Genomic DNA, 26,154 nt, shown 5'->3' with positions numbered 1-26,154 from the left:
AAGCCGGCATCGCCGGCTTTCATTATTTTATTAAACCTTCTTCTTGTAAAAACTCTTTTGCCACTTTTGCTGGTGATTCCTTCAGACTGTCAACTTTGTAATTGAGCTTACGCATTTTATCGTCTGTTAGTTTGCCTGCAAGTGCATTAAGTGCTTCTTCAAGTTCAGGATGTTCCTTTAATGTTTCTTCTTTGACAATTGGCACAGCATAATAGGGAGGGAAGAAGTTTTTATCGTCTTCTAATACCTTTAAACCAAATTCCTCGATTAATCCATCAGTAGAAAATGCATCTATCACATCACTTTTATGATTATCAAGGGCTGTATAGCGCAAACCTCCGTCTACTGCTTTTACCTCTTTAAAGTTTAAATTGTAGGTTTTTGATAGTCCAATTAATCCATCTTCTCGATTGGGAAATTCAATGGTTGGACCCATAATCATTCCATCGCTTACTTTAGCAAGGTCAGAAATAGTGTCTAAATTATATTGTTGTGCCGTATCTTGACGTACGGCTAAAGCATAGGTGTTATTGAATCCAAGCGGTTTTAACATTTCGATACCAAATTTCTCATGGAATTCTTTTTTTACGTGGTCATAAACCTTGTCAGAGTCACTTTGTGGGCTCTGATTGAGAATATTTACAAGTCCTGTACCTGTGTATTCTACATAAACATCAATATCCCCATTTTTTATGGCACTAAAGGCTACCTGTGAGCCGCCGAGATTCATTTTTCTATCTACTTCAATATCAGTCTTACTTTCTACTAAATCAGCAAGCATATGCCCTAATATTAGCTGTTCGCTGAAATTTTTTGATCCTATGACAATTTTGTCTTCTGCTATTGCCTTAGAATAAAAGGTAAAAGCACCTGCAGCCACTACTATAACACTAACAAGTCCAATGACAAGTCGTTTTACCTTTTTATTAGATTTTGAAGCTGATTTTTGCTTATTTGTATAGGAAAATGAAGTTTCGAGTTTACCAACGATAAAGTCAATAAGAAGTGCAAGTATACATGCAGGGATTGCTCCGGCTAGAATCATGTAGTTATCAACGGTTTGAACCCCAGAGAAAACGAGATAACCAAGGCCGCCTGCACCCACGAATGCTGCGATGGTCATCAATCCGACAGCCGTTACTGCAGAAATTCTGATCCCCGCCATAATCATCGGAAAAGCAAGTGGCAGCTGAACCTTTTTCATAGTTTGACTCTTGGTCAGGCCGATACCTTTGGCGGCTTCCAGAATATCAGAATCGATATTCGTTAATCCTGTATACGTGTTCTTTACGATTGGAAGAAGGGAATACAAGACAACCATGACGATGGCAGGAGCACTGCCAATTCCAATGAATGGAATGAGAAACCCAAGTAGTGCCAAACTTGGTACAGCTTGAATGACATTTGTTGTTCCGATTATTGGCTTTGATAACTTTGGTTCTCTTGAAATTAAAATGCCAAGTGGAATCCCAATAATAACTGCGATTAATACAGAAATAACACTTAAATAAATGTGTTGACCTAGTAAATTTAGAATTTGTTCATAGTTAGAGCTTAAATATTTAAAAAAATCAGCCATTAAAAGGTCACCTCCAAATCAATAAGTTGGCTGCTTAAAGCCGATAAAATACTGCTTCTCGTTATAAGTCCAGTTAATTGCTTCGTATGATTGATAACAGGGACGTAGCCAATTTTATGTTCATTCATCGTCGCTAAAATAGAAATTAAATTACTATCCTCGGTAACAGCTAGTACATTTTTTTCCATTACACTTTCAATTTCGGAATTTCGGTTTAGTAATTGAATACCTTTTAAAGTCACTAATCCTATTAAAATATTATTTCTGTCGGTTACCATTAAGCTGTCGACCTTATTAAATTTCATTATCTCGATGGCCTGTAATACAGTGCGCTTAGCAGTAATCTTTACAGGGTTAGGTATCATAATATCCTCAGCCATTAATAATTCAGGGTTATTCCAAACTCTTCTCTTCCCTATGAATCCTTCGACAAATTCATTGGCTGGGTTTTTTAGAATATTTTCAGGGGTATCAAACTGGAGAATATCGCCGTCTTTTAATATACAAATCTTATCGGCTATTTTTATCGCTTCATCCATATCATGGGTGACAAAAATGATGGTTTTGTTGAGCTCCTTTTGCATTTGAACGAGTTCATCCTGAAGGGAGTTTCTTGTTACAGGATCTAAGGCACTGAAGGGCTCATCCATTAAAATAATATCTGAATCTGTTGAAAAGGCTCTTGCTACTCCAACCCTTTGTTGTTGACCACCACTTAATTCCTTTGGAAAACGGTCTAAGTATTCCGTAGGATTTAATCCAACTACATGGAGAAGTTCCTCTGTTTTCTTAGAAATTTTATTTGGGTCTTCGCCTTTAAGTTTTGGGATTAATTCCAAATTCTCTCTAATCGACATATGAGGGAAAAGACCTGTATTTTGAATGACATAGCCAATATTTCTTCTTAGTTCGATAGCATCCATATTTGAAATATCTTTACCATTCACAAAAATCTTTCCTGCAGATGGCTGAATTAATTTATTGATCATTTTTAGTAATGTAGTTTTTCCACAGCCGCTGGGTCCAATAAAAACAACTAATTGGCCAGCTTCGATATCAATCGAGAAGGGCTTAATGATCGTTTTATTTCGGTATTTTTTTACTATATTTTTAAACTCTATCAAAGTCATTCCTCCTTATGAAAAATCATTTTAATTAATTAGCAACAACTTGATAATAACATAAAAGTTGTTAGTTTGTCGAATATCTTTCTTTTTTTGAAGATCACTTTTAGTAAAGATAATCGAACATGAAAGTTTTCAGAATATAAAGAAAAATGTTAAGATGGAAATAAAATAGGCAAATTTAATGAAAAGAGGGGAATGTAATTTGGATTATTTAAAAGAAAAGTTTAGTATTAAATTTTTCCTCTTCATTGGGTTGGCATTCGTTTTAATACAAATTCCAATAATAGGTGATTATTTTAGAATCATTAATACCATGATCCATGAATCTAGTCATGCATTTATGGCTTTATTTGGAGGCAATGTTGAATCGATTTCATTGTACATGAATGCAGACGGAGTTACACACGGAACACAATCGATTTGGATTATTGATTTTATTACTTGTGCAGCAGGTTATATGATTTCTTCTTTCATGGCGTACGTATCGTTTTGGTTAATTAAAAAGAAAAAGCATACCCTTTTCATCGATATGCTATTAGGATTAATCGTAATCAATATTATATTATGGGTCCGTAATCCCTATGGTTTATTTTGGCTCGCTTCCTTCGGGGTTTTATTTCTAGCTTTGCTTATTATAGGAAGTCAAAAGGTAATCCATAACCTAGTGTTGTTAATTGCTTCGGTATTATTAGTGGAATCGGTTAGCACAGCATATGATATTTTTATCATCAGTTTGATTCAGCCACACGCTGCAGGGGACGCAACCAACTTATCTCAATTAACGGCTTTTATTCCAGCTCAAGCGTGGGGAATTTTCTTCTTTGTTCAAGCGCTTTTTTTCATTGTGCTTGGTTTCAAAAAGGGTTTATTCAGCATAGGCGGGGGCGGATTACAGCCAAAATATCAGTTAGAAGGAACAAAAGAATACTAATTTAAAAGCTCGTGTATTGGCGAGCTTACTTTAAATTGAGAATCTTTGGGCAGCAAACATTTTAGAAAACGGAACATAAGATAGATTAATGTGAAAAAAATCACTTGGATTTTCAACAGATAAAGGAGAGGATAAAATGGATATCCTTGATGTCATTAAAAGCCGGAGGAATATTAAAAAGTTCAAATCCGATGCTGTTCAACTTGACTTAATTTATTCTTGGCTGGAAGCAGCAAAAATGGCTCCAAATCACCGAATGACAGAACCTTGGGAAGTTTATTTTGTTGGGCCTGATACAAGGGCAAAACTGAATCATAAAACGAATTTTGGAAATGCACCAGTACTGATTGCTGTATTATCTAAACATGGTGCAACAGCGATTGAAAAAGAGGAAAATGCAATGGCGACAGCATGTTTTATACAAAACTTTAATTTAGCAGCATGGGCAGAAGGGGTAGGAACATTTTGGTCGTCTATCGGGATAACGGCAAAAAATCGAGAAATTCTAGGTGTTCCATCTAACTATGATCTTATTGGCGTGTTAGGAATTGGTTATCCCGAGATTATACCAGACCCAAAACCAAGAACGTCCATCATGAATAAAATTAAAAATTTGCCTTAACAAAGAAGACAACCGCGAAAAGTGGTTGTCTCTTTGTTATTTCAAGCTTATTGAGTGTTCACAGCATGTTGATACTCTAATGTGAGATTATCTATGATTTGTTGAACTGGGAGAATATCTTTGATTTCATCTACTCGTGCACCAGCAAAGACAAGTCCATTTTCGACATCTCCTCCAACTGTTGTAAGCAGGGAATCAAGTGTACAGAAGCGATAAGAACAATTTTTTAAACAATCATGACATTTTGCAATTTTCAATTTGTCAGGCCCGCTAATTAATTTTGAAAAGTTATTTGAAATTACTCTTCCGTGTAAGCCCACAGTTGTTTTTACTAAGATCGTATCTTCTTTACGTGCATCAACATATTTCTGTTTTAATGCAAGTGGTGCATCACATTCCTCGCTCGCTACAAACCGTGTGCCCATCTGAACCCCAGAAGCTCCCATTGCAATGGCTTTTGCAATATCCTTGCCAGTCATGATTCCACCTGCTGCAATAACCGGAATCGATACAGCTTCCACAACTTCCGGAAGAATATCAAACATGGGTCTGTCCGTGCCAAGATGTCCACCAGCTTCAAAGCCCTCAACCACAACAGCTGCAGCACCAAGCCTTTCTGAAATTCTGGCCAATTTGGCTGAAGAAACAATGGAAATGACGGGTATGCCTGCCTGTCTTCCCCAAGCATACATATCCCTTGAGATTCCTGCCCCCGAAATAATAAAATCAACTTTTTCCTCAAGAGCCGCTTTCATCTTTTCTGCAAAATCATTCATCGCAAACAATACATTTACACCAATATATCCTGCCCCTTGTACTAAACTTTTTGCTTTTCTAATATGATCTCGCATTTCATCCGTTGAAATACCTGTACCTGATATGATCCCAACGCCACCAGCATTTGCTACAGCAGACGCAAGTTTACTTAATGAAATACCCACCCCCATACCACCTTGAAAAATGGGAACCTTTGGCATAATATGTGCAATCTTTAATTGTGGAAAATTCAATTTATAACCTCGTTTCATTGTTTAAGAATGTAGAACTTACTCTGCATACTACCATGATTCATTTTTCGTGTATGTGATTTTTATCATCAGGTCATAAAAGTTGGTTATAGCATTTATTACCAATGGTTATAAAAGCATAGGAAATTAAGATTATTATTTTGAAATTGTAAATTTAACGAAACAAAAAGTTACTTTTATTAAATCCCTTTGTAACATTACTAAGGTAAAATAGTGTAGAATAGGTGTGAAATTTTATTAATATATCTTTGTGTGAGAAATTTAGGAGGGATTTGATGTCTTCCACAACAAGTAGGAGTAAGTATTTTGATAATGCGAAATTCATCTTAATTTTTCTTGTTGTTTTCGGGCATATGATTAGCCCGTATAAGGAACAGGATAAAGTTTTATTTACTTTATATACTGTAATATTTCTGTTTCACATGCCAGCATTTATTTTGATATCTGGATATTTTGCCAAAGGATATAAAAATAAAGGGTATTTACGGAAAGCTGTTCAAAAAATATTGATACCTTATTTTATTTTTCAGATTATCTATTCAGTTGTTTATTATTTAGTGGGTAAGGAAAAAACGCTTGAATTTGATCTGTTCCAGCCACATTGGTCATTATGGTTTTTATTAAGTTTATTTTTTTGGAATTTACTGCTTTACGTATTTGCAAGATTAAAATGGGTTGGCTTAATCATTGCCGTTATACTTGGAATAGCTATTGGTTATTTTGAAAATGCAGGAAGTTTTTTAAGTATATCTCGGACGTTCGTTTTCTTTCCGTACTTTTTATTGGGATTCTTATTGAATGGTGATCACTTAAAACGAGTAATTGGGGCAAAGTTCGCAGTTCCAGCAGGAGTAGTCATTATCATCATGACTTTTTTATTTTTTGGATTAAGTTTTCCTCAAGACGCCGTTCCATGGCTGTTAGGAGATACATCATATGAAAATATGGGAGGAATGCAGCTTAGTGATGGACTGCTGCGAGCATTGCAATATGTTTTAACGTTAATTGTAGTTTTTGGCTTCTTGCCTTTAATCCCATCGAATCAGTATCGAATAACGAAAATAGGTGAAAGAACACTTTATGTCTACTTATTCCATGGGTTTATAATTAAATCAATTCAATTTATTTTACCGGATGCCATCTCCGATAATTATTTATTCTTACTTGCATTCTCCTTCATGGTTTGTATTGTTCTTGGCAGTTATATGATAAAAAAATATACGCGGCCGCTTGTTGAATTAAAAATATGATGTTGGTTAGATAAAAAGCCGAATGTGTTCGAAAACACTTTCGGCTTTTTTGTCTAGCTTCATCGCCTAGGGGCTCGGGGTCATAAGCGTGTCTAGTTTCGGCTCATTGGGACTCGAGTCATAAGCCACCCCCTGAAGAAGGCAAAAAGCGCTTTCTTGCAGAGGTCGTCTAATGCTTTCGTCCCAGGGCAGTCGCCTCCACATTTCATACAATCCGTCAAGAAGGTAAAGATCAACCTTCTCGCCGGCTCGTCTTATGCCTGTCGCCCCTAGGAAAAAATGAACTGCTTTTTTCCCTGTGCAAGGCGTTTATGCTTTTCTTACTACCCTAAAAATCCAAACAACGAACTGACAATATTCTTCTTTTTTCTATTAACTTTACCTTGGTCTAATGTTAGTGATTTATCAGGCATAGTAGTTTTCTTTATCTCATATAGCTGTGAATGGAGGGATTCCACTTGTTTCGATAATTCAATCACTTGGCTTTGTAGATCCTCGATTTCTCGGCGGTGCTGCAGGAGCTGATAGGAGGCTACGGAGTCTGCTTTAGAATTCACCTTTGCTTCTAATTCGCTGACAATCGAATACAATCTTTCAAGTTCAGCACTGTTTTCAATTGTTTTAACTGTACCTTTACGTGCTTTCTTTTCTTGTACAGGAGCAATTTCTTGAAGCAATGTTCCATGTTGAATTTGCGTCTGAATATTTTTTAGAAGTTCAATATCCTCGTTATTAAAATGATAATGTCCGCGCTCATTCCGCTCCATGGGCAATTCTAGCTGTTTTACCCATCGCTGAATTGTACTAGCTGAAACCCCTAATAATTTTGCAACTTCGCTAGTGTTCATAATAATTCCCCCCTGCTTGAAAAATTTGACCATAGCAGCAAGTGTCTTGATATTTTTACTCCCAGAATTTCCACCACTTCTTTTCTTTTGCGGCTGCTACATCTCGAAAGCCTGTTAACAAATTCTGGAATGCAGCTTCTCTTTGGGTGATTTCCTGGCGGAGTTGGTCCCGTTCTTTCCCACGCGCTAAACGGTCCTGTTCAATCGTTTCTGATAGGTTAAAGATTTCCGTGTTTGTAATATCTACGTAATGAGCGAGTTCCTCAGTAGATACAGACAACTGCTTCGACAGAGTATAGATCTCTTCTGAAGTTTCGTGAGAGGCATTGGCAATACTTTTTGATAAATATAGAAGTCTTTCAGTCGTTTGTTCAGCATTTTTTTCAAGATGACCTGAAAGTCCTTCAATTTCTGCTTTTGTAGTAGCTGTAGATTTCGTAATCGATTCAGAAATGGAATTCACTGTATAATGAGCACCCTCTGAAATTTCCTTTTTGACCTCTTCAACTACTTCCTTTCGAAGAACATTTCTAATCTCCTCTTTTACTTCATTTAAAAAAGTTTGCTTATATTGGTCCATAGCATCGAAAAATTGATCGGCATTCTTAATGGCAAGCTCCTCATTCGAAACTGGGGTAATTTCTTGAGGAACGATTGCCAGGGTCAAGGCTGGAGGTTCGGAAATCTCTTCTTCTTCTTCTTCTTCAAGTTCATACCCTTTTTGTAATGTTTGTAAAATCATCGCAGTACTTAGCTTGTTTTCATACATATGTTTTATTTCTAAAAGTAAATCTATTTCTACCTGTGAATAAATTCTTGCCCCCTGATTTGTTCGAGGAATTTCAAGATATTCCTCAAAATCCTTCTCCCATTTTCTTAGTGTAGCAGGTTTAACATTTATTTTTTTGGAAACTTCCTTTAAGGTGAAAGTTTTCATAGTGTTCAAATCCTTTCTATCTAATTTACGGAAAAACATCTATTGATAGTAAATTCTCTATGGAGCACCCCATTTTCCTGCAGGTTGACAAAAGCTATCAAAACAAGACGGATATCACGAAATACTAACAAATTCATGCAAAAAAAGCTGTGCACAATGCACAGCTTTTTGGTTTACTGAATAATCCCTAGTGTTTTTAAGCCATTATAGATACCAGAATTATTTACGGTTGTGGTTTTATGCTTAGCATACTGAAAAAGGTCAGGATGACCGTTTCCCATAGCAAATCCTTCACCAACACTCATCAGCATTTCTTTATCATTTAGGCCATCTCCAAATGCAATCGCATTTTCCTTAACGAGACCAAGGTGCTTAAGTACATATTCAACCCCGATCCCTTTATTGACTTTGTCTCTGATTACGTCATAACAATGGTGCATACCTTCAACGTTTACTTGGGATAAGTGGGTTTGATCTTCATGATTATATAAAGCAATATCCCCTGATTCTAAATTAATCAATGTCATTCCAAGAACTTCATAATCTTTGGCCGGTGAATAACTGTCGTTTTTATGTAAGTGAAACTTTTCGATAAATTCTTTCACACATTTTGCTTCTAAGTCAGTAAATATATTTTGGTCCCTCGTATACAATACCAAATCATGTTTATTTTCTTTTGCTATATTTATGAATTGTTTTACAGTTTTCTTATTCATCGGTTCCTGGAACAGGTCTTTACCTTGATAAATGGCGTAAGCACCGTTATACCCAATAAGCGAGTTAACCTTTAAGTCATCAGCAAGCTCTCTGATTTCGTGTAATGGTCGACCTGTTGCTAAAAAAACCTTTATCCCTTTTTCTTGAACCTGACGAATTGCTTTGATTGTAGTTTCCTCAATGGAATCATCGGGCTTAATGATGGTTCCATCAATATCTAAAAATAAAACCTTATACTCAGACATATAACTGCTCCTTTATTAGGTATGTTGTCTCAGTTTACCATTATTAAATTGTACTGAAAATATTCTTTGTGAGGAATAATAGTCGAGACATCGACGAAAAAAGGTGAGGCTTATGTATATGTTTAGAGTAGTGGTCGTCATTCTACTTATATTTTTCCTGCCAGGGCATGCTCTTGCACAGCAAAAAGTTCCAATCTTAATTTACCATTCCATCGATGAATATAAGGGGCAAGGCTCAAAGGAGTTATTTGTAACGCCTGAGAATTTCGAAAAGCAAATGATTTTTTTGAAAAATAAAGGATATACATTATTAACATTTGAACGTTGGGATGAAATAGGTAAAGTTAACAAACCTATTTTTATCACAGTTGATGATGGCTATAAAAATAATCAAAATGCGTTTGAGATACTCCAAAAACTAAAGGATGATATCTTTAAGCCGACAGCAACCTTTTTTATAATTTCTGATTTTATCGGTCGTTCAAACCGATTATCACAATCTGATTTAAAAGAGATGGTTGCGTCTGGTCTGATTTCTGTTCAGTCCCACACAGCTACTCATCCCGATTTGACAAAATTAGAAAATCTCCAATATGAATTAAAAGGGTCAAAAGAAAAAATTGAAAAAATAACCAGAAAACCCGTTATTGCACTAGCATATCCATATGGAAACTTTAATGAACGTGTAGCTTCAGAAACGAAAAAGTATTATTCATTTGGATTGACGACAACGCCAGAACTCTATACAAAAAAAGGTGGAAAAAATGAGCTCTTTTATTTGCCAAGAATTTATGTAAAGTATTCTACGACTCTTGAAGAGTTCGCAAAGATGATTAATTAAAAAATAATAGCTATATTTTGACAAAAGGAAGATAAGTACCAAATATCGATGATTCATGAGCATTCTAAAGAAAAATCATTGTTTTTATATAAAATTGGAGATTAGACGGTTAATTTAGGTAAATATCACTCTTTACAACGAATCAGGATGAAGATAAAATTACGTCAATATGAATTTTAATATAACTGCCAAAACCCGTCATTACGGTACGGAGGAACCAATCACTAGGGGTTAATTCTACAATAGTAGAAAGGATGAGTATGACTCTTTCGCCATCCTACCCGTCAGCTAACTTCGTCGGCTAAAGCGAAGGAGGTCATGAGACCACCAGTACAGGGGCTTTTTTGTTTTTTTGAAACATATTAAGCAGCTTGACTAATATGGAGGGTCTTTTATTTATGCCTATTTTTAGGGAACAGGTGAAGAAAATGACATTAAAAGATTATTTAACAAAATTGAAAATTGGTTTGCCTAAAACAATAGTCCATTTGGATAAACAGGTTTACGAAGCCGGAAGCGTTATAAACGGTACCATTGAGATAACAGGCGGACTGATAAAAAATAAAATAAAAAGATACGATATTGATCTCGTTGAGATCGATTCACAGGCATTTGTAGAAGAAACATTAAATAGTCATTCCGTTTTCTGTTCTCTTGAGTGTAGTCCAAACCAGACAGGAAAGATTCCTTTCTTAATCAATGTTCCTGACGATATAAAAAAAAATCAAAATACCTTTCAATATTCCTTAATGATTAATATTGATTTAGGAAACGCAAACAATATTACGCAAAATGTCCCAATCATGATAGGTGTCGTTTCATAGTATATATCTATTAAACTAGTTATTTATTGTAAATCGGAAAATTATCCTATTTATTGATATAGCATTGTAAACTGCTAGCAATTAATATGTAAACAATCACCGTTATAATAAAGTTAACATAAGACTTTATTAGGGCGGGTGCAATGATGGAAGAGACAATGGTTAAATCTTATTTACAGAAATCACTAGAAGAGTGGAAGGATGATATTTCAGTAGTCCTTACCGAAATAGATAAAGAATATGAAGAAGTGGCACAAGAATTAAAGGTATATTCTTACAAATACGGGATTACCAAGCAAGTCATTCAATCAACGGTGAACGAAGAAATTATTGAAAGTATACGTCAAAGGTACCATAAACCGTTTGAGGAAAGTTATAACCAATTAAAAGAATATATTAAAGACTTAGAAGAAAAGCAACGAGTTTTTCACATGTTTGTTCAAAAAATCGATGAAGTGAATCGTAAGGAATCATCAAAGAATACAAACTTATAAAAGGGTTACAGTCTGGTCCATATGGATCAGGCTTTTTTTATCATAATTTGAGAATCGTCGGCAAGTGAAAAGAATTTTGCATATAGTAATTAGCAGGATTCTATGGAGAGGTGCTGAAGTATGATTATCGCAAGGATCGGAAGCAAATGCTATCGTCTGCCGGAAAATCTTGAAGATTATTTTGATAAGTTTCGGTCTCAGATCATCGGCGTTGATCAGCAATTTGACTCGCCGTATGGGAAGAAAACGGTTATTTATGCAGATTGGACGGCAAGTGGAAGATTATTTAGACCAATTGAACAAAAAATCTCAGATGTATTTGGTCCATTTATGGCAAATACGCATACGGAATCAAATATTACGAGTCTAATGATGACCGGAATTTATAATCAATCGAGAAAAATTATCAAGGAACATGTAAATGCCAATGAGAATGACGCCGTAATTCTTGACGGTTTTGGGATGACATCGGTAATAAATAAATTACAGAGAATTTTAGGAATTAGAGTACCAGAGCAATGGAAAGACAGAATAAAGCTTTCTGAAAGGGATAGACCTGTTGTTTTCCTAACACATATGGAGCACCATTCCAACCAAACCTCATGGCTCGAGACATTAGCAAACGTTGAGATTATCAGGCCTGACTCCAAAGGTTATGTTGATATAAATCATCTTGAACAACTTCTCTCCCAATATCGAGACAGAGCTGTAAAAATTGGATCATTTACGGCATGCTCGAACGTAACAGGATTACAAACCCCTTATCATCAGTTGGCAAAAATCATGCATAGGCACGGCGGACTTTGCTTTGTAGATTTTGCTGCCTCTGCACCATATGTGAAGATTGATATGCATCCGGAAGACCCTATGGAAAAACTCGACGCTATTCTCTTTTCTCCACACAAATTTTTAGGGGGACCAGGCACGAGCGGTGTGTTAATTTTTGATAAAAGAATTTATACAAATAAGGTACCCGATCACCCAGGAGGAGGGACAGTTACTTGGACAAATCCTTGGGGTGGACACCAATACATTAATGACATTGAACTTCGTGAGGATGGTGGAACACCTGGGATACTTCAAGCGATTCGTACAGCTTTATGCATAAAATTAAAGGAACAAATGGGTGTGGAACAAATTTTAGCGAGAGAAAAAGAACAGCTAGAGCTGCTTTTAACTGGATTAGAGGATATACCTAATCTGCATGTATTAGAGAAAAATCTTCGAAATCGAATTGGGATTGTTTCTTTTACCATTACCCACATACATTACAATCTCATTGTCCGATTGTTAAATGACAGGTTCGGATTTCAGGTTCGAGGTGGATGTTCATGTGCGGGAACATATGGACATATTTTATTGCAAATTGACCAAAACAAATCTAAGCAAATTGCCAGTAAAATTGATTTAGGAGATTTATCTACTAAACCAGGATGGGTCCGGTTTTCTCTACATCCAATCATGACTAATGCCGAAATTTTATTATTTGTAGAAGCTATTAAATTGATAACCAGAAACATCGAGGAATGGAAACAGGATTACGTATACGATCCTGCCAGCAATGATTATTTTTATAATCAACACATTCGAAAGGATATGGCACCACTGTTTAACCTTGAGGAAGTATAGTGTTGATAGGCAACGGTGGAAAGATCCCATCATATGCTGGTAAGAAAAAAGGTGGGATATCATGATTCACATTGTGAAGCCGGGTGATACACTTTACCAAATTTCATTAGATTATCGTGTAAGCCTCGGCAGTCTTTATGCCGCGAATCCAGGAGTTAATCATCAGCAGCTGTATGTAGGGCAAAGAATTCAAATTCCTGGACTGCCAGATCCAAACACGATCCCCTATTCGATTCAAATTTCGGTAGGGAAAAGGAGACTTTCATTATTCAAAAATGGAAGGCTTGAAAAAATTTATCCGATTGCTGTGGGGAAAATGCTAACTGGAACCCCGACTGGCGAATTTGTCATTGTTAACCGGCAAATGAATCCGGGTGGACCCTTTGGAGTATTGTGGCTTTCACTATCCAAGCAGGGCTATGGAATTCATGGTACGAATGATCCGAGTTCAATAGGAAAAGCGGTTTCACATGGTTGTGTTAGAATGCATAACCGGGATGTTCTTCAACTTGCAGAAAAGGTTCCCAACGGCACAAGGGTAATCATCCGTCCAACATAATAAAACAACAAAGGCTGATTATACATAAGAATCGGCCTCGTTTTAGGTAGAAAAGTGAATCCAAAACAAATGATTAATCGTAGAAAAGGTATAATGAGACAAAAAATATAGAGTGCGAAGGAGGGGTGTTGGTAATGTTAGGACTTTTAATGGTACACATAAGTGTGATACTTATATTCCTTATCCTTGGTTTGGCCATAAGCAAAAAGGAAGTCTATTGGCTTATTTCAGGTTTTGCCTCCCGACCGAAGGAAGAACAAGAGGAGTTAATTAGAAATGGTTTCCCTCAGAGGATGGGTGGTTTGCTTATTATAACGGCGATTGGCATATTAATTCTGCTCCCGCTCATGTTCACCTCGTTTAAATATGCGTTAGAAGTTCAATTTGGATTTATGATCATATTTTTAATGGGGGGTATTATTTACCTAACAAAATATGAAGTCCCAAAAAAGTGCAAGCGCAGTTATATCATTAGCATTTCGTTATTTATTGCCGTTGTTGGAGGTGTGGTTGCTACTTCATATTTTGGCTATCAAGGCTACGAGCTTGTAACAAAGGAGGAAAGCTTCGAGATTACAGGGATGTATGGGGATGAATGGGCATATGAAGATATAACTTCGGTTGAACTAATGGAAAAACTTCCAGTGGTAACGGTAAGAACAAATGGTGTGGGTCTGCCTACACTTTCAAAAGGACATTTTAAGGTGAAGAATTACGGAAGAAGCCTGCTCTTTATTCAAAATGGATCGTCGCCCTATATTTATATTGAATTGAAAGATAAGAAGATTTTTATTAATGATAAAGATCCTGAGCAGACACGGCTTTGGTTTGAGCAGTTAAGTGAAAAAGCAAAATTAACACAATAAAAAAATCTCACCTCCATAAAAGCGGAGGTGGGATTTTTGTTGATTATTTGTAGATTACAATTGAACCAACTGATTTGTCTTTAGCTTGTCCGTTCACACGAACCTTAAGACCAAAGTTTCCAATTTTACGACCAGCCTCTGGCATGAATGTGTTCATAAAAGAGTTGCTGTCATTAAATAGTGAAACCGCTGGTTGACTTGGTCCAACCAATGTTTGAACACCTGGATAGACAAGATCTAATCCAGAAGTTGGACTTAAACCAAATGCTGCATCTGCGATATGGAAACGTGTAGAAGCTTGAACTGGGTCCGCACCGTTTGTAAAGCTCCATTGTAAGTCTGTATTTGGATGAGCATCTACAACTCCTACGAAGCCTTCACCAGGGTGAATACCTGTCCAGTTGTCGGTATAAGTAGGGTCTACATACCATACGACAAGACCGCCATCATAGTTCATTAATGATTGTCCGCGTTTAATATTTGCTAGACCTTTGTCGACCCCAGCATGGTTACGCCATTCTAATAAGTAATAGTGATCAGAGTATTTATTTCCGTCTGATTTTTCAAAGCCATTTAGAGTAAATGCAGATGCTGTATCCTCTGCACCATCAACCACTAAAGTTTGACCATCGGCAACGACTTTGATGTTGTCAGCAAAGAAACCAATATTAGAAGTACCCCAATCCGTAGCATATCGGAGACGAAGCTGAATGTCTTTACCAGCAAAAGCTGATAAATCGAAGGATTGTGCCTGCCATCCATTTGAGTTCCCTGTAAAACCTGGCATTGAATTTAGGATTGTTGGATAACCCTGGCTTGTTACGTCTGAACGAGTATTTGCATTACCTATTGATTTCCAAGTAGCTCCATTGTCTTCTGAAACCTGAACAAAAGCAAAATCCCATTGTTCTTCAATATCGTACCAAGCATCGAAATTTAATGTAGCAGATGATTTTCCTGTTAAATTAACTTTTGTAACCATTTGGCTATCGATTTCATCCGCTTGTCCACCCCAATATTGGAAGTTACCAACAGATGGTGTATTCACAAAAGTTTTCTTTTGTGGCAAGTTGACTTTTACAGCAATCGGGTTTTTCCCGTTTGGAGAGTTTGCTTGATCCAGTAAAAATTGTGTTCCTTTTGTTGATACATCTTCCCAGTCCAAATTAACAGTATCTTCAGACCAATTACCACCTAGGTACGATTGGAAATAAGATTTTGCTAATGGTGAAAATCCAGTTGGCTCTGTACCCCCAATTTTACCAGCCCATGAACCACCTGCCATGATCGACCAGTAAGCAACTGCTTCACCAGTACCAGAGTATACTGTATCGTATTCATCCGGGTATCCTAGATCATGACCATACTCATGTGCGAACACTCCAGTTGCGCCGTCTTCAGGCATCATGGTGTAATCATAAAATCCTGGCTTACCAGAACCTAAGCCATCTAAATCGTAAAATGATGCTGAGCGATGTGACCAAATAGCATTATCTCCTAGTGATCCTCCACCAGCCTCTTGACCCACTCCAGAATGTATAATCATTAAGTGATCGACTAAACCGTCTTTTTCAAGTAAGTTTCCGTCACCATCAAAATCATGAGGATCTTCAAGATCATAATCTTCTATAGGAATACCAGCATCTAACGCTGCTTTGTAGGTATCACGAACTAATTGTTTTGAACCACCGGGGGCTACGTTATCATGCCCAGTTTTACCGTCTTGACCATAAAACTTCGCAGTTCCAGGAACCTTTAACCATCCGTAGGCTTTACCATCTACTGAGTAAGTTCCGCCTGATTGCTCTTCATAAAATTGTTTCATGGAAACAAAATCTTCTCCATTTGGTCCTTTTACACCATTCTCACCAAAAATCATATCTTCATAGTGGTCTAATGGATAATCAGGATAATAGTTATCTGTTTCATTCGACTTAATGTTATTATGAGCAAAGTCAGCGTATTCGACAGCTAAGACAAGAACTTTGTCTTCTCTTTTTTTACCATTGTAAGCGGTTTCTTGAATAGGATCTGGATTACCCTTTAAGTGTCCGTTTTTGTTTCCTTTTCCATTTAATAAACCATTATTATATTCTTTAAATTTACTTTGTTTTTCAGCTTCTGCAGCTTTTACTTTTGCTGCTAATGGGTCAGACTCCTTAACTTTTGATTGTTTACCTTTTATCTCAAGGTAGTTTTTAAGGAATTTTTGCTTTTCCTCTTCAGTTGCATCTTTTGAGAGGAGCCCTTGTTTAATAAAAGATTCTATTAATCTTTCTTCGTTCACAATCGCTAAATCTAGCGAGCTGTTGGAAGAAAAGGAAGAGGCTTCCGCTTTATGTAAGAGTTCTCCATCCTTAGATGGAACATCAATACTTGGGAATCCTGCAAATAAAGTACCTGCAAGCATAACTGAAGAAAGGCTTGTTTTTATAAACTTATTCAAATTTATTTCCCCATTTCAATGTATTACGGCCGTACTAACATAATATTTAGAAAATTAGGGTAAAACAATAGGAGAATTTCCCTTAATTTTTAGCTGCATTCATTAGAATATAGGTCTAATGGCATGGTTTAAGACAGGAAAATCGATTATTTTGTAGTAATTTATCGAATTATAGGGAATAATAATTGTGCTATGAAAATAATAATAAAGTATTTACAATATTAATAGAACATGCTTTTGTTGAAAAATATTTAAGTATCAAACTAGAAGTCATAAGTAGGTTGAAATTAAAATGGAGAATAAATTGAATAATTTTTTAGTAAGGAAAAAGACCCTACTGTAAAATCTTTTTCATTATTTAAAAATATTAAGTGTAATGACAATTATTCTAATATCGAGGGGAGATTTTCTTTTTGAAGAAGGTATATATCATCAATGAAAATAGTGAGTGGACAATCCATTTAACGAAGCGTTTAGATGTAATAACACAATTATAATTCCGACGCTGAGGAAAAGGCGGGCAAATATGGCCATGCTCGAACTAGCGAAAGTTTTGAAAAATGAATTAGAAAAATAAAGCTCTCCAGCAGGAGAGTTTTTTACTTGCGTTAAGTGGTTTAAGCTTTTGCAACTTGAAGTTGAAGGTTGATTTTTACTTTATCGCCAACAAGAACTCCGCCAGTTTCACGGGCATAAATTGAAGTCCAACCTTATGTCAAATACTTTATAATCAATAATTTGTAAATTTTTATGAAATTTTTGGATGTGAAAGTGGAATTGTTAAATAAATGTTGGAATGAAAAGGGGGGGAAATCAAATACTACCATTAATACTGATTATGAAATGGGATATGTGTGTATGAAGAATCCAAAACGAAATATAATACCTTTTATTATTTTATTCCTTATCCACACTGGTCTACTGGGGTACTCGTTTTATAAACGTAAAAATAAAAAGCAATTATTTACTCTTTTAATGTCAAATATCGGTTTTGCGTATTTATTGGAATTTTTTGTATTAAATCTTTTTAAAGCCTATAGGTATAAGCCAAGAGTAATGAAAAAAAATTTTTTTGATAATATCCTTGGTGCTATTTTATCACAGGCTATATTTGTCCCATTTACTGCAGTTTTCTCTACTGCATTAAAATTAGGATGGATCTGGAAATTACTTGGAGGCTTATATTTTTCATTGGTTGAACTCTTGTTTTTGAGGTTGAAAGTTTATAAACATTATTGGTGGAAAACTGTATATACCTTAGTTTTGATCCCAATATACTTCAAAATCAGTGATTTTTGGAATATTTTATTAAGTAAAAAAAATCCGTTCATTCGCTTTATATCGCTTTTCTTAATGATTATGGTGACAGAAGCAAATATAATATTTCTATTTGCTTCTACCCGTAAGATTCGTTTCGGTTTTGGGAGGTATCATTCTTGGACAGAACATTTTATTATCGTTCCGTTGTATGCCATTTCCCTTTCATTCTTTTCAACATTGTCATTTTTGAAACGAAATAACTGGACTTCTAAGCTAAGAGTTCTTGTAATGACGATAGGATTAGATCAGACTTTTAAAATGCGAAAATTAGTAAAGGAAAAATTTCATGTTGTAAATTATTTTACGGTACGTATTCTGTTGATTTTTTTATATGGAATATATAGAGATTTGGTTTATGGAGCGAGAAAAACCGTTGAGAGTGAAAATTTTAAGGATGAATCGTTAACGAAAATAGGATGTGATCTAGAATAGACATAAAAAAAACGCCTTCAGGGCGTTAGTTACTTATTGTAATCATAAAAGAATCATGATAAAATGAAATTTGGTCTCAGACAAAATGCACTAGTAAATTAAATTATCTCTATAATATAATAACACATCAAAGGTATAGCTGTCAAATATTTATGGGACTAAATTTTTCTGGAGAGTGGTCAAATGAGCGAAACGGTAAAAAGTGACTTGCTGATAGAGCAGGAACGAGTGAATTTTGTTAGTAATGAAATTGATAAGAAAAAGCATAAACTCCAGAAAAATACTGGCGGTGTTAGTTCAGATGTTCTTGAGCTTCGAAAGACTTTCTGGGAGGATGTAACGGTTAATATGGATGAGCCGGATGACGTTATTGAAACGGCAGCCAGCATAAAGCAACAGGCAGAGTTGTTATCTGAGCGGGAACGGACATTTAAACAAATGGATAAACAGATCCGAATCCTTGAACGCTTAAAATATTCACCTTATTTTGGACGGATTGATTTTTTAGAATCAGATGAAAAAAATGCTGATCAAGTGTATCTCGGAATTGCTTCCCTTATGGATGAGCATGATGAGAATTTTTTAATTTATGATTGGCGAGCCCCCATTTCAAGCCTTTATTATGATTTTGCTCCAGGTCCTGCTTCTTATCATACATTGGACGGGAAAATAGAAGGCGAAATGAGTTTGAAAAGACAATTTATCATTCGTTCCTCCAACATTAAAGCAATGTTTGATACAGGTGTAACCATTGGCGATGAAATGCTCCAAGAGGTCCTTGGAAATAATGCTAATGCACAAATGAAGAGCATTGTAGCTACGATTCAGCGTGAACAAAACCTGATTATCCGTAATGAACGAAGTAAACTCCTCGTTGTTCAAGGGGTAGCCGGAAGCGGTAAAACATCTGCAGCCCTCCAACGAGTTGCGTATTTATTGTATCGATATCGTGAAACGTTAAAGTCGGAAAATATCATGTTGTTCTCACCGAACCCGTTATTTAATTCCTACGTATCAACGGTACTCCCTGAACTAGGGGAAGAGAACATGGAACAAGCCACCTTTATGGAATATTTAAATAATCGTATTGGCAGTCAATTTGATGTCGAGGACCCTTTTGACCAAATGGAATTTTTACTTAACAATCATGAACAGCCAGACTATCATACAAGGGTTAAGGGAATTCAATATAAGTCAAGTCTCGAGTTCAAAGAAATTATTGATCAGTATGCAAATAGACTGTCTCAAAAGGGTCTCCTTTTTAAAGATCTAGTTTTTCGTGGAGAAATTATCATTTCTAATGAAGCAATCTATGATTATTTTTATTCCTTAGATGAGGGTTTCACGATCCCTAACCGAATGGAAATGGTAAAGGATTGGCTGTTAAGAGAGTTAAAGAGAAAAGTCAGACAGGAACGCTCCAAAAGCTGGGTAGAGGAAGAGCTACAATTTCTTGAAAAAGAGGACTTTTTAGAGGCTTATCAAGAATTGCAAGAGAAAAATCGTTTTACCGAAAAAAGCTTTGATGATTTTGATCAGGAACAAAAGATTCTGGCTGAAAAAGTAGTGAAACAGAAATTCAGGCCATTATTTTCTCGAGTTAAAAAGTTAAATTTTCTCGATATGAAGGGATTGTATAGTCAGTTATTTAAAATGGGTTCTGAAAACCAAGAAGTCCTTCTAGATGATTGGACACAAATTTGTTTGCAGACAGTTGAGAAATTAGCAAACTATGTAATTGCCTACGAGGATGCGACACCATTCGTATACTTACAGGATTTAATTAAAGGACGAAAATCTTCGACAGGTATACGTCATATTTTTATTGACGAAGCACAGGATTATTCGCCATTTCAGTTTGCATTAATTCAAAGGCTCTTCCCCTATAGTAAGATGACCCTTCTTGGAGACTTTAATCAAGCGATCTTCTCAGGTGCGACAGGTTCCGCTACTGTTATATCGGATTATGAAGAAAAGGGAGAAGACATTGAAAAGATTATTTTAACCAAGACCTATCGATCTACAAAGGAAATTGTTGATTTCACCAGCAGCTTGATTGAGGGCGGTGAAAAAATTGAACCATTTAATCGCCATGGCAAAAAGCCAACGATTAAACAAGCTGAGAATAACCAATTAAAAGGGTTTATTTTGGATAAAATAAATGAATTTTTAAAAGAAGGGCATAGAACCATTGCGGTTATTTGTAGAACGGCAGCGGAGAGTAAAAGGGTATACGCAGCACTTAAAGATGACATTCCTATACATCTAATTGAGAAGGCAACAATTGCTTATGAAAAAGGCATTTTGGTGATTCCGTCGTATTTAGCAAAAGGAATCGAATTTGACGCTGTTGTTCTATATGATAGTTCTCAATATAGGAATGAAAGTGAAAGAAAATTATTCTATACTGTTTGTACTCGTGCTATGCATAGGCTGCACATGTATGCAACGAATGAAATCAGTCCACTTATGAACGATGTCCCAGAAACATTGTATGAGTTGGAATAACAGCGTAACAACAGCGACCAAAAAGGTGGTCGCTGTTGTTTTGATACCTAGTTATTTTTCCATTGTTGTTGAACTTGTTCATAAGCAAGACGGTATATTTCCTCATCGGACGTGTTAGCGTTTGCTAAAACATTTGTTAAATAGTCTTTTCCTTCATACGTTATTTTTACATTTACTTGGAGCATAAAATCACCTTTCTTATCTATAGTTTTTTGAAAATTTGTATGCATTTTAGGTTAAATTGATATAATTGTTTTATTCGTTTTAGATAGGAGGTTAAGAGATGTCAGTGCATTTTGAAGAGATAACAAAAGAAACGCTTTATATTGCGCTTGAAATGATAAATTCAAATCCAAATTATAATATTATTGAAAATGGTAGTGCCCAAAGGGAGCTTTCAGAATTAGAAGAAGAGTTTTTGAATCCTGAAACCATTAGTGTTTTTATCAAACTTGATGATACCTATATTGGGGTGATGGATTACTTAATGGAAAATCCAAAAGATCAGTACCCATGGCTGGGACTTTTGATGATTCATGGTGATTATCAAGGATTTGGTTTTGGTGCACAGGCATATGCACTTTATGAAAGTGAAATGCGCAATCGAGGTTTAGAACGTGTTCGCATTGGTGTCATAAAAGAAAATGTAATGGCAAATCAATTCTGGGAATCATTGGGGTTTCTTTATATTAAAACAGCAAAAAGTGATTATGGCAAGGAAATTTTTGTTTATGAAAAAAACTTCCCTAAGGAAGCTTAGACCTCAAGTAACAAAAATTCCTCTGCAAAAAGCTGAACCTTGTGTTTGTCGACGTTATTCTTTCTTAACATAGATTCTGCCAGTACTAATTGGGCTTGAATGGAAGCATTTCTTTTTAAATCCCTAATGGATACATCGCCATTTAGTAATTGAATGGCTTTTTCTTTGATGTCTTGACTCTTAGAAGAATGATACAGGAGAAAAGCAATACAAGTAACTTTATCCACCATCAACACTCCTTATTTATATCAAGAATCGAACATTTGCTAATAATTTCGACTTCCCTTCTGAAAAATCCTGCTAATATTCTGAAAAATCATATAAACAAACAGGGTTTTTGTTGAATATTGCTTATTTGGCGGGAGTTTTATATAATATTGAAGGGATATAAGAAACAATGATATTGTGGAAAACTACCTTGCGTCCCATGAGGGCGGGAGGATTTTTATTTTTACATAAGAGTTGGAGGTTGTATTTTAATGAAACAAGCCTTAATTAAGGATTTGTACAGAAACACAGAGAACTACATCGATCAGAAGGTTCGATTATCTGGTTGGATCCGCACGATTCGCGATTCAAAAACCTTTGGATTCATTGAATTAAATGATGGCAGCTTTTTTAAAGGTGTTCAAATAGTATTTGACGAACAATTGGAGAATTTCAAAGAGATCGCTAAACTTCCAATCAGTTCATCTATTAAAGTAGAAGGAGATTTCATCCATACTCCACAAGCTAAACAGCCATTTGAAATCAAAGCGACAAATATTGCTATTGAAGGACTTTCAAATAGCGACTATCCTTTACAAAAGAAAAAACATTCATTTGAATACTTAAGAACCATTTCTCATTTAAGACCACGTACTAACACTTTTTCTGCGGTTTTCCGTGTTAGATCGTTAGCTTCTTATGCGATTCACAAATTCTTTCAAGATAAGGGATTTGTTTATGTACATTCACCAATTATCACGGGTAGTGATACAGAAGGTGCAGGTGAGATGTTCCGCGTTACCACTCTAGATATCGATAACCCTCCAAAAAACGAAGAGGGGAAAACAGATTTAACAAAGGATTTCTTTAACAAAGAAACCAATCTGACGGTAAGTGGACAATTATCTGCAGAGGCTTTTGCATTAGCCTTCCGCAATGTTTATACGTTTGGTCCGACATTTAGAGCGGAGAATTCCAATACGGCGAGACATGCGGCAGAATTCTGGATGATTGAGCCGGAATTAGCATTTGCTGAGCTGCCTGAAATTATGGATCTTGCAGAAGATATGGTGAAGTATGTAATTGGCTATGTCCTTGAACAAGCTCCAGAAGAAATGAATTTCTTCAATAGCTTTATTGAAAAAGGCTTATTAGATCGCCTTAATAATGCTCACACTTCAAATTTCGGACGTGTGACATACACGGAAGCCATTAATATATTAATGGAATCCGGCGAAACCTTTGCATACCCAGTTGAATGGGGACTTGACTTGCAAACAGAGCATGAGCGCTATTTATGCGAAAAAGTATTCAAAAAACCTGTTTTCGTAACGGATTATCCGAAGGAAATTAAAGCCTTCTATATGAGATTGAATGAAGATAACAAGACTGTTGCCGCTACTGATTTACTTGTACCAGGCATTGGGGAACTAATCGGTGGAAGTCAGCGTGAAGAGCGCGAGGATATTCTTGCTGGAAAAATTAATGACCTTGGTATGAGTGAAGAAGATTATTGGTGGTACCTAGAGCTTAGAAAATATGGCGGTACAAAACACTCAGGCTATGGTCTAGGCTTTGAACGGTTAATTATGTACCTTACTGGAATGTCAAACATTAGAGATGTTATTCCATTCCCAAGAACGACAGGTAACGCAGAATTTTAATAAAGAAAAGCGGAAGCGCCTTGCCCAGGGAAAAAAGCAGTTCATTTTTCCTAGGGACGAAGGCATTAGACGACCACTGCAAGAAGGCGATTTTTGCCTTCTTCAGGGGGTGGCTTATGACTCGAGCCCCTAGGCTGCTTGCGCTAGACAATTCTCATAGTAAAAAATTTATATTATATTATCTAAATAAAAAGAGGACCAATCCGTTGGATTTGGTCTTTTTTATTTATCTATTGAGTTTGAAATTCTTCTTCGAAAAAAAATGTACCAGGATGCTCTTTCACGATGTATGAATACCTTTTCATATTTTTCACATATTGCCATTTTAAGATGGTAACTTCTTCGCCAGTGTCCTTAAGTTTCACAGTTTGCCCGCTATTGAATCTGTTATTTGAATTTCTCAAATCAACACCCCTTTTTTCATCAAATTTAATTATAACATATTATTTGTTAAATCACCTGTTACTAATGTATGAAGGTTTTTCAGTAACTATCAAGCTGTTGGATATAGTGCTAAGGTGTGATTCCTTTCTTTTGAATTCTCATTGTGTTACACTATTTAAAAAGTGAGGTGTCATTTTGTCAAATTATAAAGCGAAAAAGAGTAACCTCAAAGCCCTATTATCAAAAAACAGTATGAATCTTAAAAGTTTGGAAAAGAGTACACACATCCCTTTAGAACAGCTTAACGGCTACATGTCAAAGAAAGTGATGAATCTTAGTACAGCCATGACTATTTCTAAAGAATTAAATTGCCAGATCGAGGATTTATACGACTGGGAATTAGAAGAGAAAATTTAAGTTCTGCTATGAGGTCACTAGGGTAATCATCCTAGTGACATTTTTAATAACTTGACCAGTCTGTAAGAGGTTTATGCAAGTATGAAAGGGTAAATAATGGACGATAACTTGCTTAATTCTTCTTTCTCTGGTATGATTATGAAGAATTATTTTTGTTCGGTAGTAAAGGGAAGAATAAGTAATTGCTTTTCGCCTGGATCACAAAGAGCAAGAATAGTAATACAATGTGTGGATTACACACTAGGAGGCAACAAATATGGAAAACGGTAAAGTAAAATGGTTTAATGCAGAAAAAGGTTTCGGATTCATCGAACGTGAAGGTGGAGAAGATGTATTCGTACATTTCTCAGCTATCCAAGGCGAAGGCTTTAAAACTCTTGAAGAAGGTCAAGCAGTAACTTTTGATGTTGAAAAAGGCGCTCGTGGACCTCAAGCAGCTAACGTAAACAAAGCTTAATCACATAGTGTGAAAAGAAACAGACCCTTTATGGGTCTGTTTCTTTGTGTATAAATACCTCTATTAATTATTAATATATTTTTCAAATACATAGCCAAAATCATTTACGTTAAATTGCTTCTTGCTTTCCTCGAGACATTGGAAGGCAGCTTGGTTAATCAGAGCCTAATCAGTTACTGATTAGGCTCAAAGGTTATTAACTCGTTAGATAGGGGGTGAGTTTATCAATTGTCTCCTGTACGAGTTTCGCGTTTTTATCATACATCGCTTTAGATTTCTCGTCTTCTGTCTCTAAGGAAAATATTTCTAAATCTGCTTGTGTTTTCTTAAGTGATGCCAATAATAAGGGTCTCAGTGATGGAGAGGGGACTTGTATTTTGTCATCATAGATATCTACTGTTAATTCACCGTAAGAATCCACTTGGCCAATAAATACATTGTCGAGCGTTAGTTCAAGCTTTTCTAATTCCGTTTCAAGCCAGCCTCTGCTTTTCCCGGAAGACCTCAATGCTTCATCTAAAATGCTTCCATCCATGATCACCGTTTGTGGTTCTTTTTCAGCGGGTACCTTCATTTGTAAATCTTTTGGGGTCAATGGACGATTTTCTTTTTTCAGTAAAGCACTAAGAGTTCCTCTTGGTTCCAGAACGGCAAATTCAACATCAGCTACACGGTAGATGTCCTTCTGGCGAAGCAAGGCAGATAATTCATCAATGGTGTATTTTTCTTTCTTTAAATTTTCCTCCAGAACCTTGCCATCCTTGATTAATACAGTCCCTCGTCCTTCAATAAAGTCCCGGAAAGATTTACTCTTTAATGCTAAAATGTCAGCAAAAAGAGTTGCAAGGCTAAAGATAATAACAGCAACCATTCCTTGGAACATATTTTTTTCAAGACCAGTTATCGCTTCACCTGCAATACTTCCGATGGTAATCCCTGAAACATACTCAAAAAAAGAAAGTTCAGAGATTTGCTTCTTTCCCAGTATTTTTGTCATGAAAAATAAAAGTGCTAAGAAGACAAAGGAACGAATGATAAGATCAATCCAACTAGGCATATTCA

Annotated in this window: 27 protein-coding genes and 1 riboswitch; of the genes, 15 read left to right on the top strand and 12 right to left on the bottom strand. The window is 35.9% G+C overall.

All coding sequences use genetic code 11. From position 1 onward, the window contains the following. Positions 1 to 22: 22 nt before the first annotated feature. The gene (locus TR08_RS28215; protein ID WP_045523924.1) at positions 23 to 1,579 is read right to left on the bottom strand and encodes an ABC transporter permease/substrate-binding protein; all 1,557 of its coding nucleotides are present in this window, start codon (positions 1,577 to 1,579) and stop codon (positions 23 to 25) included. Next, the gene (locus TR08_RS28210) at positions 1,579 to 2,709 is read right to left on the bottom strand and encodes an ABC transporter ATP-binding protein (protein ID WP_238579265.1); all 1,131 of its coding nucleotides are present in this window, start codon (positions 2,707 to 2,709) and stop codon (positions 1,579 to 1,581) included. Before TR08_RS28210 ends, TR08_RS28215 begins: the two co-directional genes overlap by 1 nt. A gap of 199 nt (positions 2,710 to 2,908) precedes the next feature. Between TR08_RS28210 and TR08_RS28205 the strand changes: the two genes are divergently transcribed. Further along, a complete protein-coding gene (locus TR08_RS28205; protein ID WP_052427658.1) occupies positions 2,909 to 3,637 on the top strand; it encodes a M50 family metallopeptidase in 729 nt (242 codons plus the stop codon). A gap of 136 nt (positions 3,638 to 3,773) precedes the next feature. Beyond that, positions 3,774 to 4,259: a nitroreductase family protein gene (locus TR08_RS28200; RefSeq protein WP_045523916.1), complete on the top strand. Its 486-nt coding sequence runs from the start codon at positions 3,774 to 3,776 to the stop codon at positions 4,257 to 4,259. A 47-nt stretch (positions 4,260 to 4,306) separates the two neighbouring features. Here the strand turns inward: TR08_RS28200 and TR08_RS28195 are convergent, their stop codons facing one another. Further along, positions 4,307 to 5,287 (bottom strand): NAD(P)H-dependent flavin oxidoreductase, encoded by a 981-nt coding sequence (locus TR08_RS28195; RefSeq protein ID WP_193747867.1) that lies wholly within the window; start codon positions 5,285 to 5,287, stop codon positions 4,307 to 4,309. Between the two features lie 275 nt (positions 5,288 to 5,562). Here TR08_RS28195 and TR08_RS28190 point away from each other — a divergent pair, with 275 nt between their 5' ends. Next, positions 5,563 to 6,537 carry an acyltransferase family protein gene (locus TR08_RS28190; protein WP_045523912.1) on the top strand — a complete coding sequence of 325 codons (975 nt, stop codon included), beginning with the start codon at positions 5,563 to 5,565 and terminating at the stop codon, positions 6,535 to 6,537. Positions 6,538 to 6,860: 323 nt separating this feature from the next. On the opposite strand, the gene TR08_RS28185 is transcribed toward TR08_RS28190, so the two are convergent. From TR08_RS28185 to TR08_RS28175, 3 genes are all read right to left on the bottom strand, one after another. Next, positions 6,861 to 7,418: a MerR family transcriptional regulator gene (locus TR08_RS28185; RefSeq protein WP_370576418.1), complete on the bottom strand. Its 558-nt coding sequence runs from the start codon at positions 7,416 to 7,418 to the stop codon at positions 6,861 to 6,863. Between the two features lie 22 nt (positions 7,419 to 7,440). Next, on the bottom strand, positions 7,441 to 8,322 hold the full coding sequence (locus tag TR08_RS28180; protein ID WP_052427657.1) for a MerR family transcriptional regulator: 882 nt from the start codon (positions 8,320 to 8,322) through the stop codon (positions 7,441 to 7,443). Between the two features lie 173 nt (positions 8,323 to 8,495). Next, positions 8,496 to 9,284: a Cof-type HAD-IIB family hydrolase gene (locus TR08_RS28175; protein WP_045523906.1), complete on the bottom strand. Its 789-nt coding sequence runs from the start codon at positions 9,282 to 9,284 to the stop codon at positions 8,496 to 8,498. A 112-nt stretch (positions 9,285 to 9,396) separates the two neighbouring features. Here TR08_RS28175 and TR08_RS28170 point away from each other — a divergent pair, with 112 nt between their 5' ends. The 6 genes from TR08_RS28170 (at position 9,397) to TR08_RS28145 (ending at position 14,497) form a co-directional block, all read left to right on the top strand. Beyond that, complete coding sequence (locus TR08_RS28170) at positions 9,397 to 10,125, top strand: polysaccharide deacetylase family protein (RefSeq protein ID WP_052427656.1); 729 nt, start codon at positions 9,397 to 9,399, stop codon at positions 10,123 to 10,125. A gap of 176 nt (positions 10,126 to 10,301) precedes the next feature. Beyond that, a riboswitch (cyclic di-AMP (ydaO/yuaA leader) is annotated at positions 10,302 to 10,443 on the top strand. 80 nt (positions 10,444 to 10,523) lie between these two features. Beyond that, on the top strand, positions 10,524 to 10,949 hold the full coding sequence (locus tag TR08_RS28165; protein ID WP_045523904.1) for a sporulation protein: 426 nt from the start codon (positions 10,524 to 10,526) through the stop codon (positions 10,947 to 10,949). 146 nt (positions 10,950 to 11,095) lie between these two features. Continuing rightward, a complete protein-coding gene (locus TR08_RS28160; protein WP_045524297.1) occupies positions 11,096 to 11,443 on the top strand; it encodes a hypothetical protein in 348 nt (115 codons plus the stop codon). Between the two features lie 120 nt (positions 11,444 to 11,563). Further along, entirely contained in the window at positions 11,564 to 13,072 is a 1,509-nt protein-coding gene (locus tag TR08_RS28155) for an aminotransferase class V-fold PLP-dependent enzyme (RefSeq protein ID WP_045523902.1), read from the top strand. A gap of 61 nt (positions 13,073 to 13,133) precedes the next feature. Continuing rightward, a complete protein-coding gene (locus tag TR08_RS28150) occupies positions 13,134 to 13,631 on the top strand; it encodes a L,D-transpeptidase family protein (RefSeq protein ID WP_045523900.1) in 498 nt (165 codons plus the stop codon). 134 nt (positions 13,632 to 13,765) lie between these two features. Further along, positions 13,766 to 14,497, top strand: coding sequence for a DUF3784 domain-containing protein (locus TR08_RS28145; RefSeq protein ID WP_045523898.1), 732 nt, complete (start codon positions 13,766 to 13,768; stop codon positions 14,495 to 14,497). A gap of 43 nt (positions 14,498 to 14,540) precedes the next feature. On the opposite strand, the gene TR08_RS28140 is transcribed toward TR08_RS28145, so the two are convergent. After that, positions 14,541 to 16,943, bottom strand: coding sequence for an immune inhibitor A domain-containing protein (locus TR08_RS28140; protein WP_052427655.1), 2,403 nt, complete (start codon positions 16,941 to 16,943; stop codon positions 14,541 to 14,543). A 771-nt stretch (positions 16,944 to 17,714) separates the two neighbouring features. Here TR08_RS28140 and TR08_RS30595 point away from each other — a divergent pair. Next, the gene (locus tag TR08_RS30595) at positions 17,715 to 18,695 is read left to right on the top strand and encodes a hypothetical protein (protein ID WP_052427654.1); all 981 of its coding nucleotides are present in this window, start codon (positions 17,715 to 17,717) and stop codon (positions 18,693 to 18,695) included. 183 nt (positions 18,696 to 18,878) lie between these two features. After that, complete coding sequence (helD, locus tag TR08_RS28130) at positions 18,879 to 21,203, top strand: RNA polymerase recycling motor HelD (RefSeq protein WP_045523896.1); 2,325 nt, start codon at positions 18,879 to 18,881, stop codon at positions 21,201 to 21,203. A gap of 47 nt (positions 21,204 to 21,250) precedes the next feature. On the opposite strand, the gene TR08_RS28125 is transcribed toward helD, so the two are convergent. Next, positions 21,251 to 21,388, bottom strand: coding sequence for a BA3454 family stress response protein (locus TR08_RS28125; RefSeq protein WP_045523894.1), 138 nt, complete (start codon positions 21,386 to 21,388; stop codon positions 21,251 to 21,253). Positions 21,389 to 21,486: 98 nt separating this feature from the next. On the opposite strand from TR08_RS28125, the gene TR08_RS28120 reads away from it, so the two are divergent. After that, complete coding sequence (locus tag TR08_RS28120) at positions 21,487 to 21,963, top strand: GNAT family N-acetyltransferase (RefSeq protein WP_045523892.1); 477 nt, start codon at positions 21,487 to 21,489, stop codon at positions 21,961 to 21,963. Here the strand turns inward: TR08_RS28120 and TR08_RS28115 are convergent. Then, entirely contained in the window at positions 21,960 to 22,190 is a 231-nt protein-coding gene (locus TR08_RS28115; RefSeq protein WP_045523891.1) for a hypothetical protein, read from the bottom strand. The genes TR08_RS28120 and TR08_RS28115 overlap by 4 nt on opposite strands. Positions 22,191 to 22,442: 252 nt before the next feature. On the opposite strand from TR08_RS28115, the gene asnS reads away from it, so the two are divergent. After that, on the top strand, positions 22,443 to 23,834 hold the full coding sequence (asnS, locus tag TR08_RS28110; protein ID WP_045523889.1) for an asparagine--tRNA ligase: 1,392 nt from the start codon (positions 22,443 to 22,445) through the stop codon (positions 23,832 to 23,834). 230 nt (positions 23,835 to 24,064) lie between these two features. On the opposite strand, the gene TR08_RS32895 is transcribed toward asnS, so the two are convergent. Further along, positions 24,065 to 24,238 (bottom strand): hypothetical protein, encoded by a 174-nt coding sequence (locus tag TR08_RS32895; RefSeq protein ID WP_193747866.1) that lies wholly within the window; start codon positions 24,236 to 24,238, stop codon positions 24,065 to 24,067. A gap of 175 nt (positions 24,239 to 24,413) precedes the next feature. On the opposite strand from TR08_RS32895, the gene TR08_RS28105 reads away from it, so the two are divergent. Further along, positions 24,414 to 24,635, top strand: a complete 222-nt coding sequence (locus tag TR08_RS28105; protein ID WP_045523887.1) for a helix-turn-helix domain-containing protein — start codon at positions 24,414 to 24,416, stop codon at positions 24,633 to 24,635. 256 nt (positions 24,636 to 24,891) lie between these two features. Further along, positions 24,892 to 25,092: a cold-shock protein gene (locus TR08_RS28100; protein ID WP_045523885.1), complete on the top strand. Its 201-nt coding sequence runs from the start codon at positions 24,892 to 24,894 to the stop codon at positions 25,090 to 25,092. A 63-nt stretch (positions 25,093 to 25,155) separates the two neighbouring features. On the opposite strand, the gene TR08_RS31600 is transcribed toward TR08_RS28100, so the two are convergent. Both TR08_RS31600 and TR08_RS28095 read right to left on the bottom strand, forming a co-directional pair. Beyond that, on the bottom strand, positions 25,156 to 25,251 hold the full coding sequence (locus TR08_RS31600) for a YvbH-like oligomerization domain-containing protein (RefSeq protein ID WP_238579271.1): 96 nt from the start codon (positions 25,249 to 25,251) through the stop codon (positions 25,156 to 25,158). A gap of 37 nt (positions 25,252 to 25,288) precedes the next feature. Next, positions 25,289 to 26,149, bottom strand: coding sequence for a DUF421 domain-containing protein (locus TR08_RS28095; protein WP_045523883.1), 861 nt, complete (start codon positions 26,147 to 26,149; stop codon positions 25,289 to 25,291). Positions 26,150 to 26,154: the final 5 nt, after the last annotated feature.

Origin of the sequence: Neobacillus niacini, assembly GCF_000759675.1 — a bacterium.
GTDB lineage: Bacteria > Bacillota > Bacilli > Bacillales > Cytobacillaceae > Neobacillus > Neobacillus niacini_A.
This window is presented reverse-complemented; position numbering and strand designations above follow the sequence as displayed.

Coding starts and splice junctions, on each gene's coding strand:
- TR08_RS28215 (WP_045523924.1), bottom strand. CDS start 1,579: ATGGCTGATTTTTTTAAATATTTAAGCTCTAACTATGAACAAATTCTA.
- TR08_RS28210 (WP_238579265.1), bottom strand. CDS start 2,709: ATGACTTTGATAGAGTTTAAAAATATAGTAAAAAAATACCGAAATAAA.
- TR08_RS28200 (WP_045523916.1), top strand. CDS start 3,774: ATGGATATCCTTGATGTCATTAAAAGCCGGAGGAATATTAAAAAGTTC.
- TR08_RS28195 (WP_193747867.1), bottom strand. CDS start 5,287: ATGAAACGAGGTTATAAATTGAATTTTCCACAATTAAAGATTGCACAT.
- TR08_RS28190 (WP_045523912.1), top strand. CDS start 5,563: ATGTCTTCCACAACAAGTAGGAGTAAGTATTTTGATAATGCGAAATTC.
- TR08_RS28185 (WP_370576418.1), bottom strand. CDS start 7,418: ATGGTCAAATTTTTCAAGCAGGGGGGAATTATTATGAACACTAGCGAA.
- TR08_RS28180 (WP_052427657.1), bottom strand. CDS start 8,322: ATGAAAACTTTCACCTTAAAGGAAGTTTCCAAAAAAATAAATGTTAAA.
- TR08_RS28175 (WP_045523906.1), bottom strand. CDS start 9,284: ATGTCTGAGTATAAGGTTTTATTTTTAGATATTGATGGAACCATCATT.
- TR08_RS28170 (WP_052427656.1), top strand. CDS start 9,397: ATGTATATGTTTAGAGTAGTGGTCGTCATTCTACTTATATTTTTCCTG.
- TR08_RS28165 (WP_045523904.1), top strand. CDS start 10,524: ATGCCTATTTTTAGGGAACAGGTGAAGAAAATGACATTAAAAGATTAT.
- TR08_RS28160 (WP_045524297.1), top strand. CDS start 11,096: ATGGAAGAGACAATGGTTAAATCTTATTTACAGAAATCACTAGAAGAG.
- TR08_RS28155 (WP_045523902.1), top strand. CDS start 11,564: ATGATTATCGCAAGGATCGGAAGCAAATGCTATCGTCTGCCGGAAAAT.
- TR08_RS28150 (WP_045523900.1), top strand. CDS start 13,134: ATGATTCACATTGTGAAGCCGGGTGATACACTTTACCAAATTTCATTA.
- TR08_RS28145 (WP_045523898.1), top strand. CDS start 13,766: ATGTTAGGACTTTTAATGGTACACATAAGTGTGATACTTATATTCCTT.
- helD (WP_045523896.1), top strand. CDS start 18,879: ATGAGCGAAACGGTAAAAAGTGACTTGCTGATAGAGCAGGAACGAGTG.
- TR08_RS28125 (WP_045523894.1), bottom strand. CDS start 21,388: ATGCTCCAAGTAAATGTAAAAATAACGTATGAAGGAAAAGACTATTTA.
- TR08_RS28120 (WP_045523892.1), top strand. CDS start 21,487: ATGTCAGTGCATTTTGAAGAGATAACAAAAGAAACGCTTTATATTGCG.
- asnS (WP_045523889.1), top strand. CDS start 22,443: ATGAAACAAGCCTTAATTAAGGATTTGTACAGAAACACAGAGAACTAC.
- TR08_RS28100 (WP_045523885.1), top strand. CDS start 24,892: ATGGAAAACGGTAAAGTAAAATGGTTTAATGCAGAAAAAGGTTTCGGA.
- TR08_RS28095 (WP_045523883.1), bottom strand. CDS start 26,149: ATGCCTAGTTGGATTGATCTTATCATTCGTTCCTTTGTCTTCTTAGCA.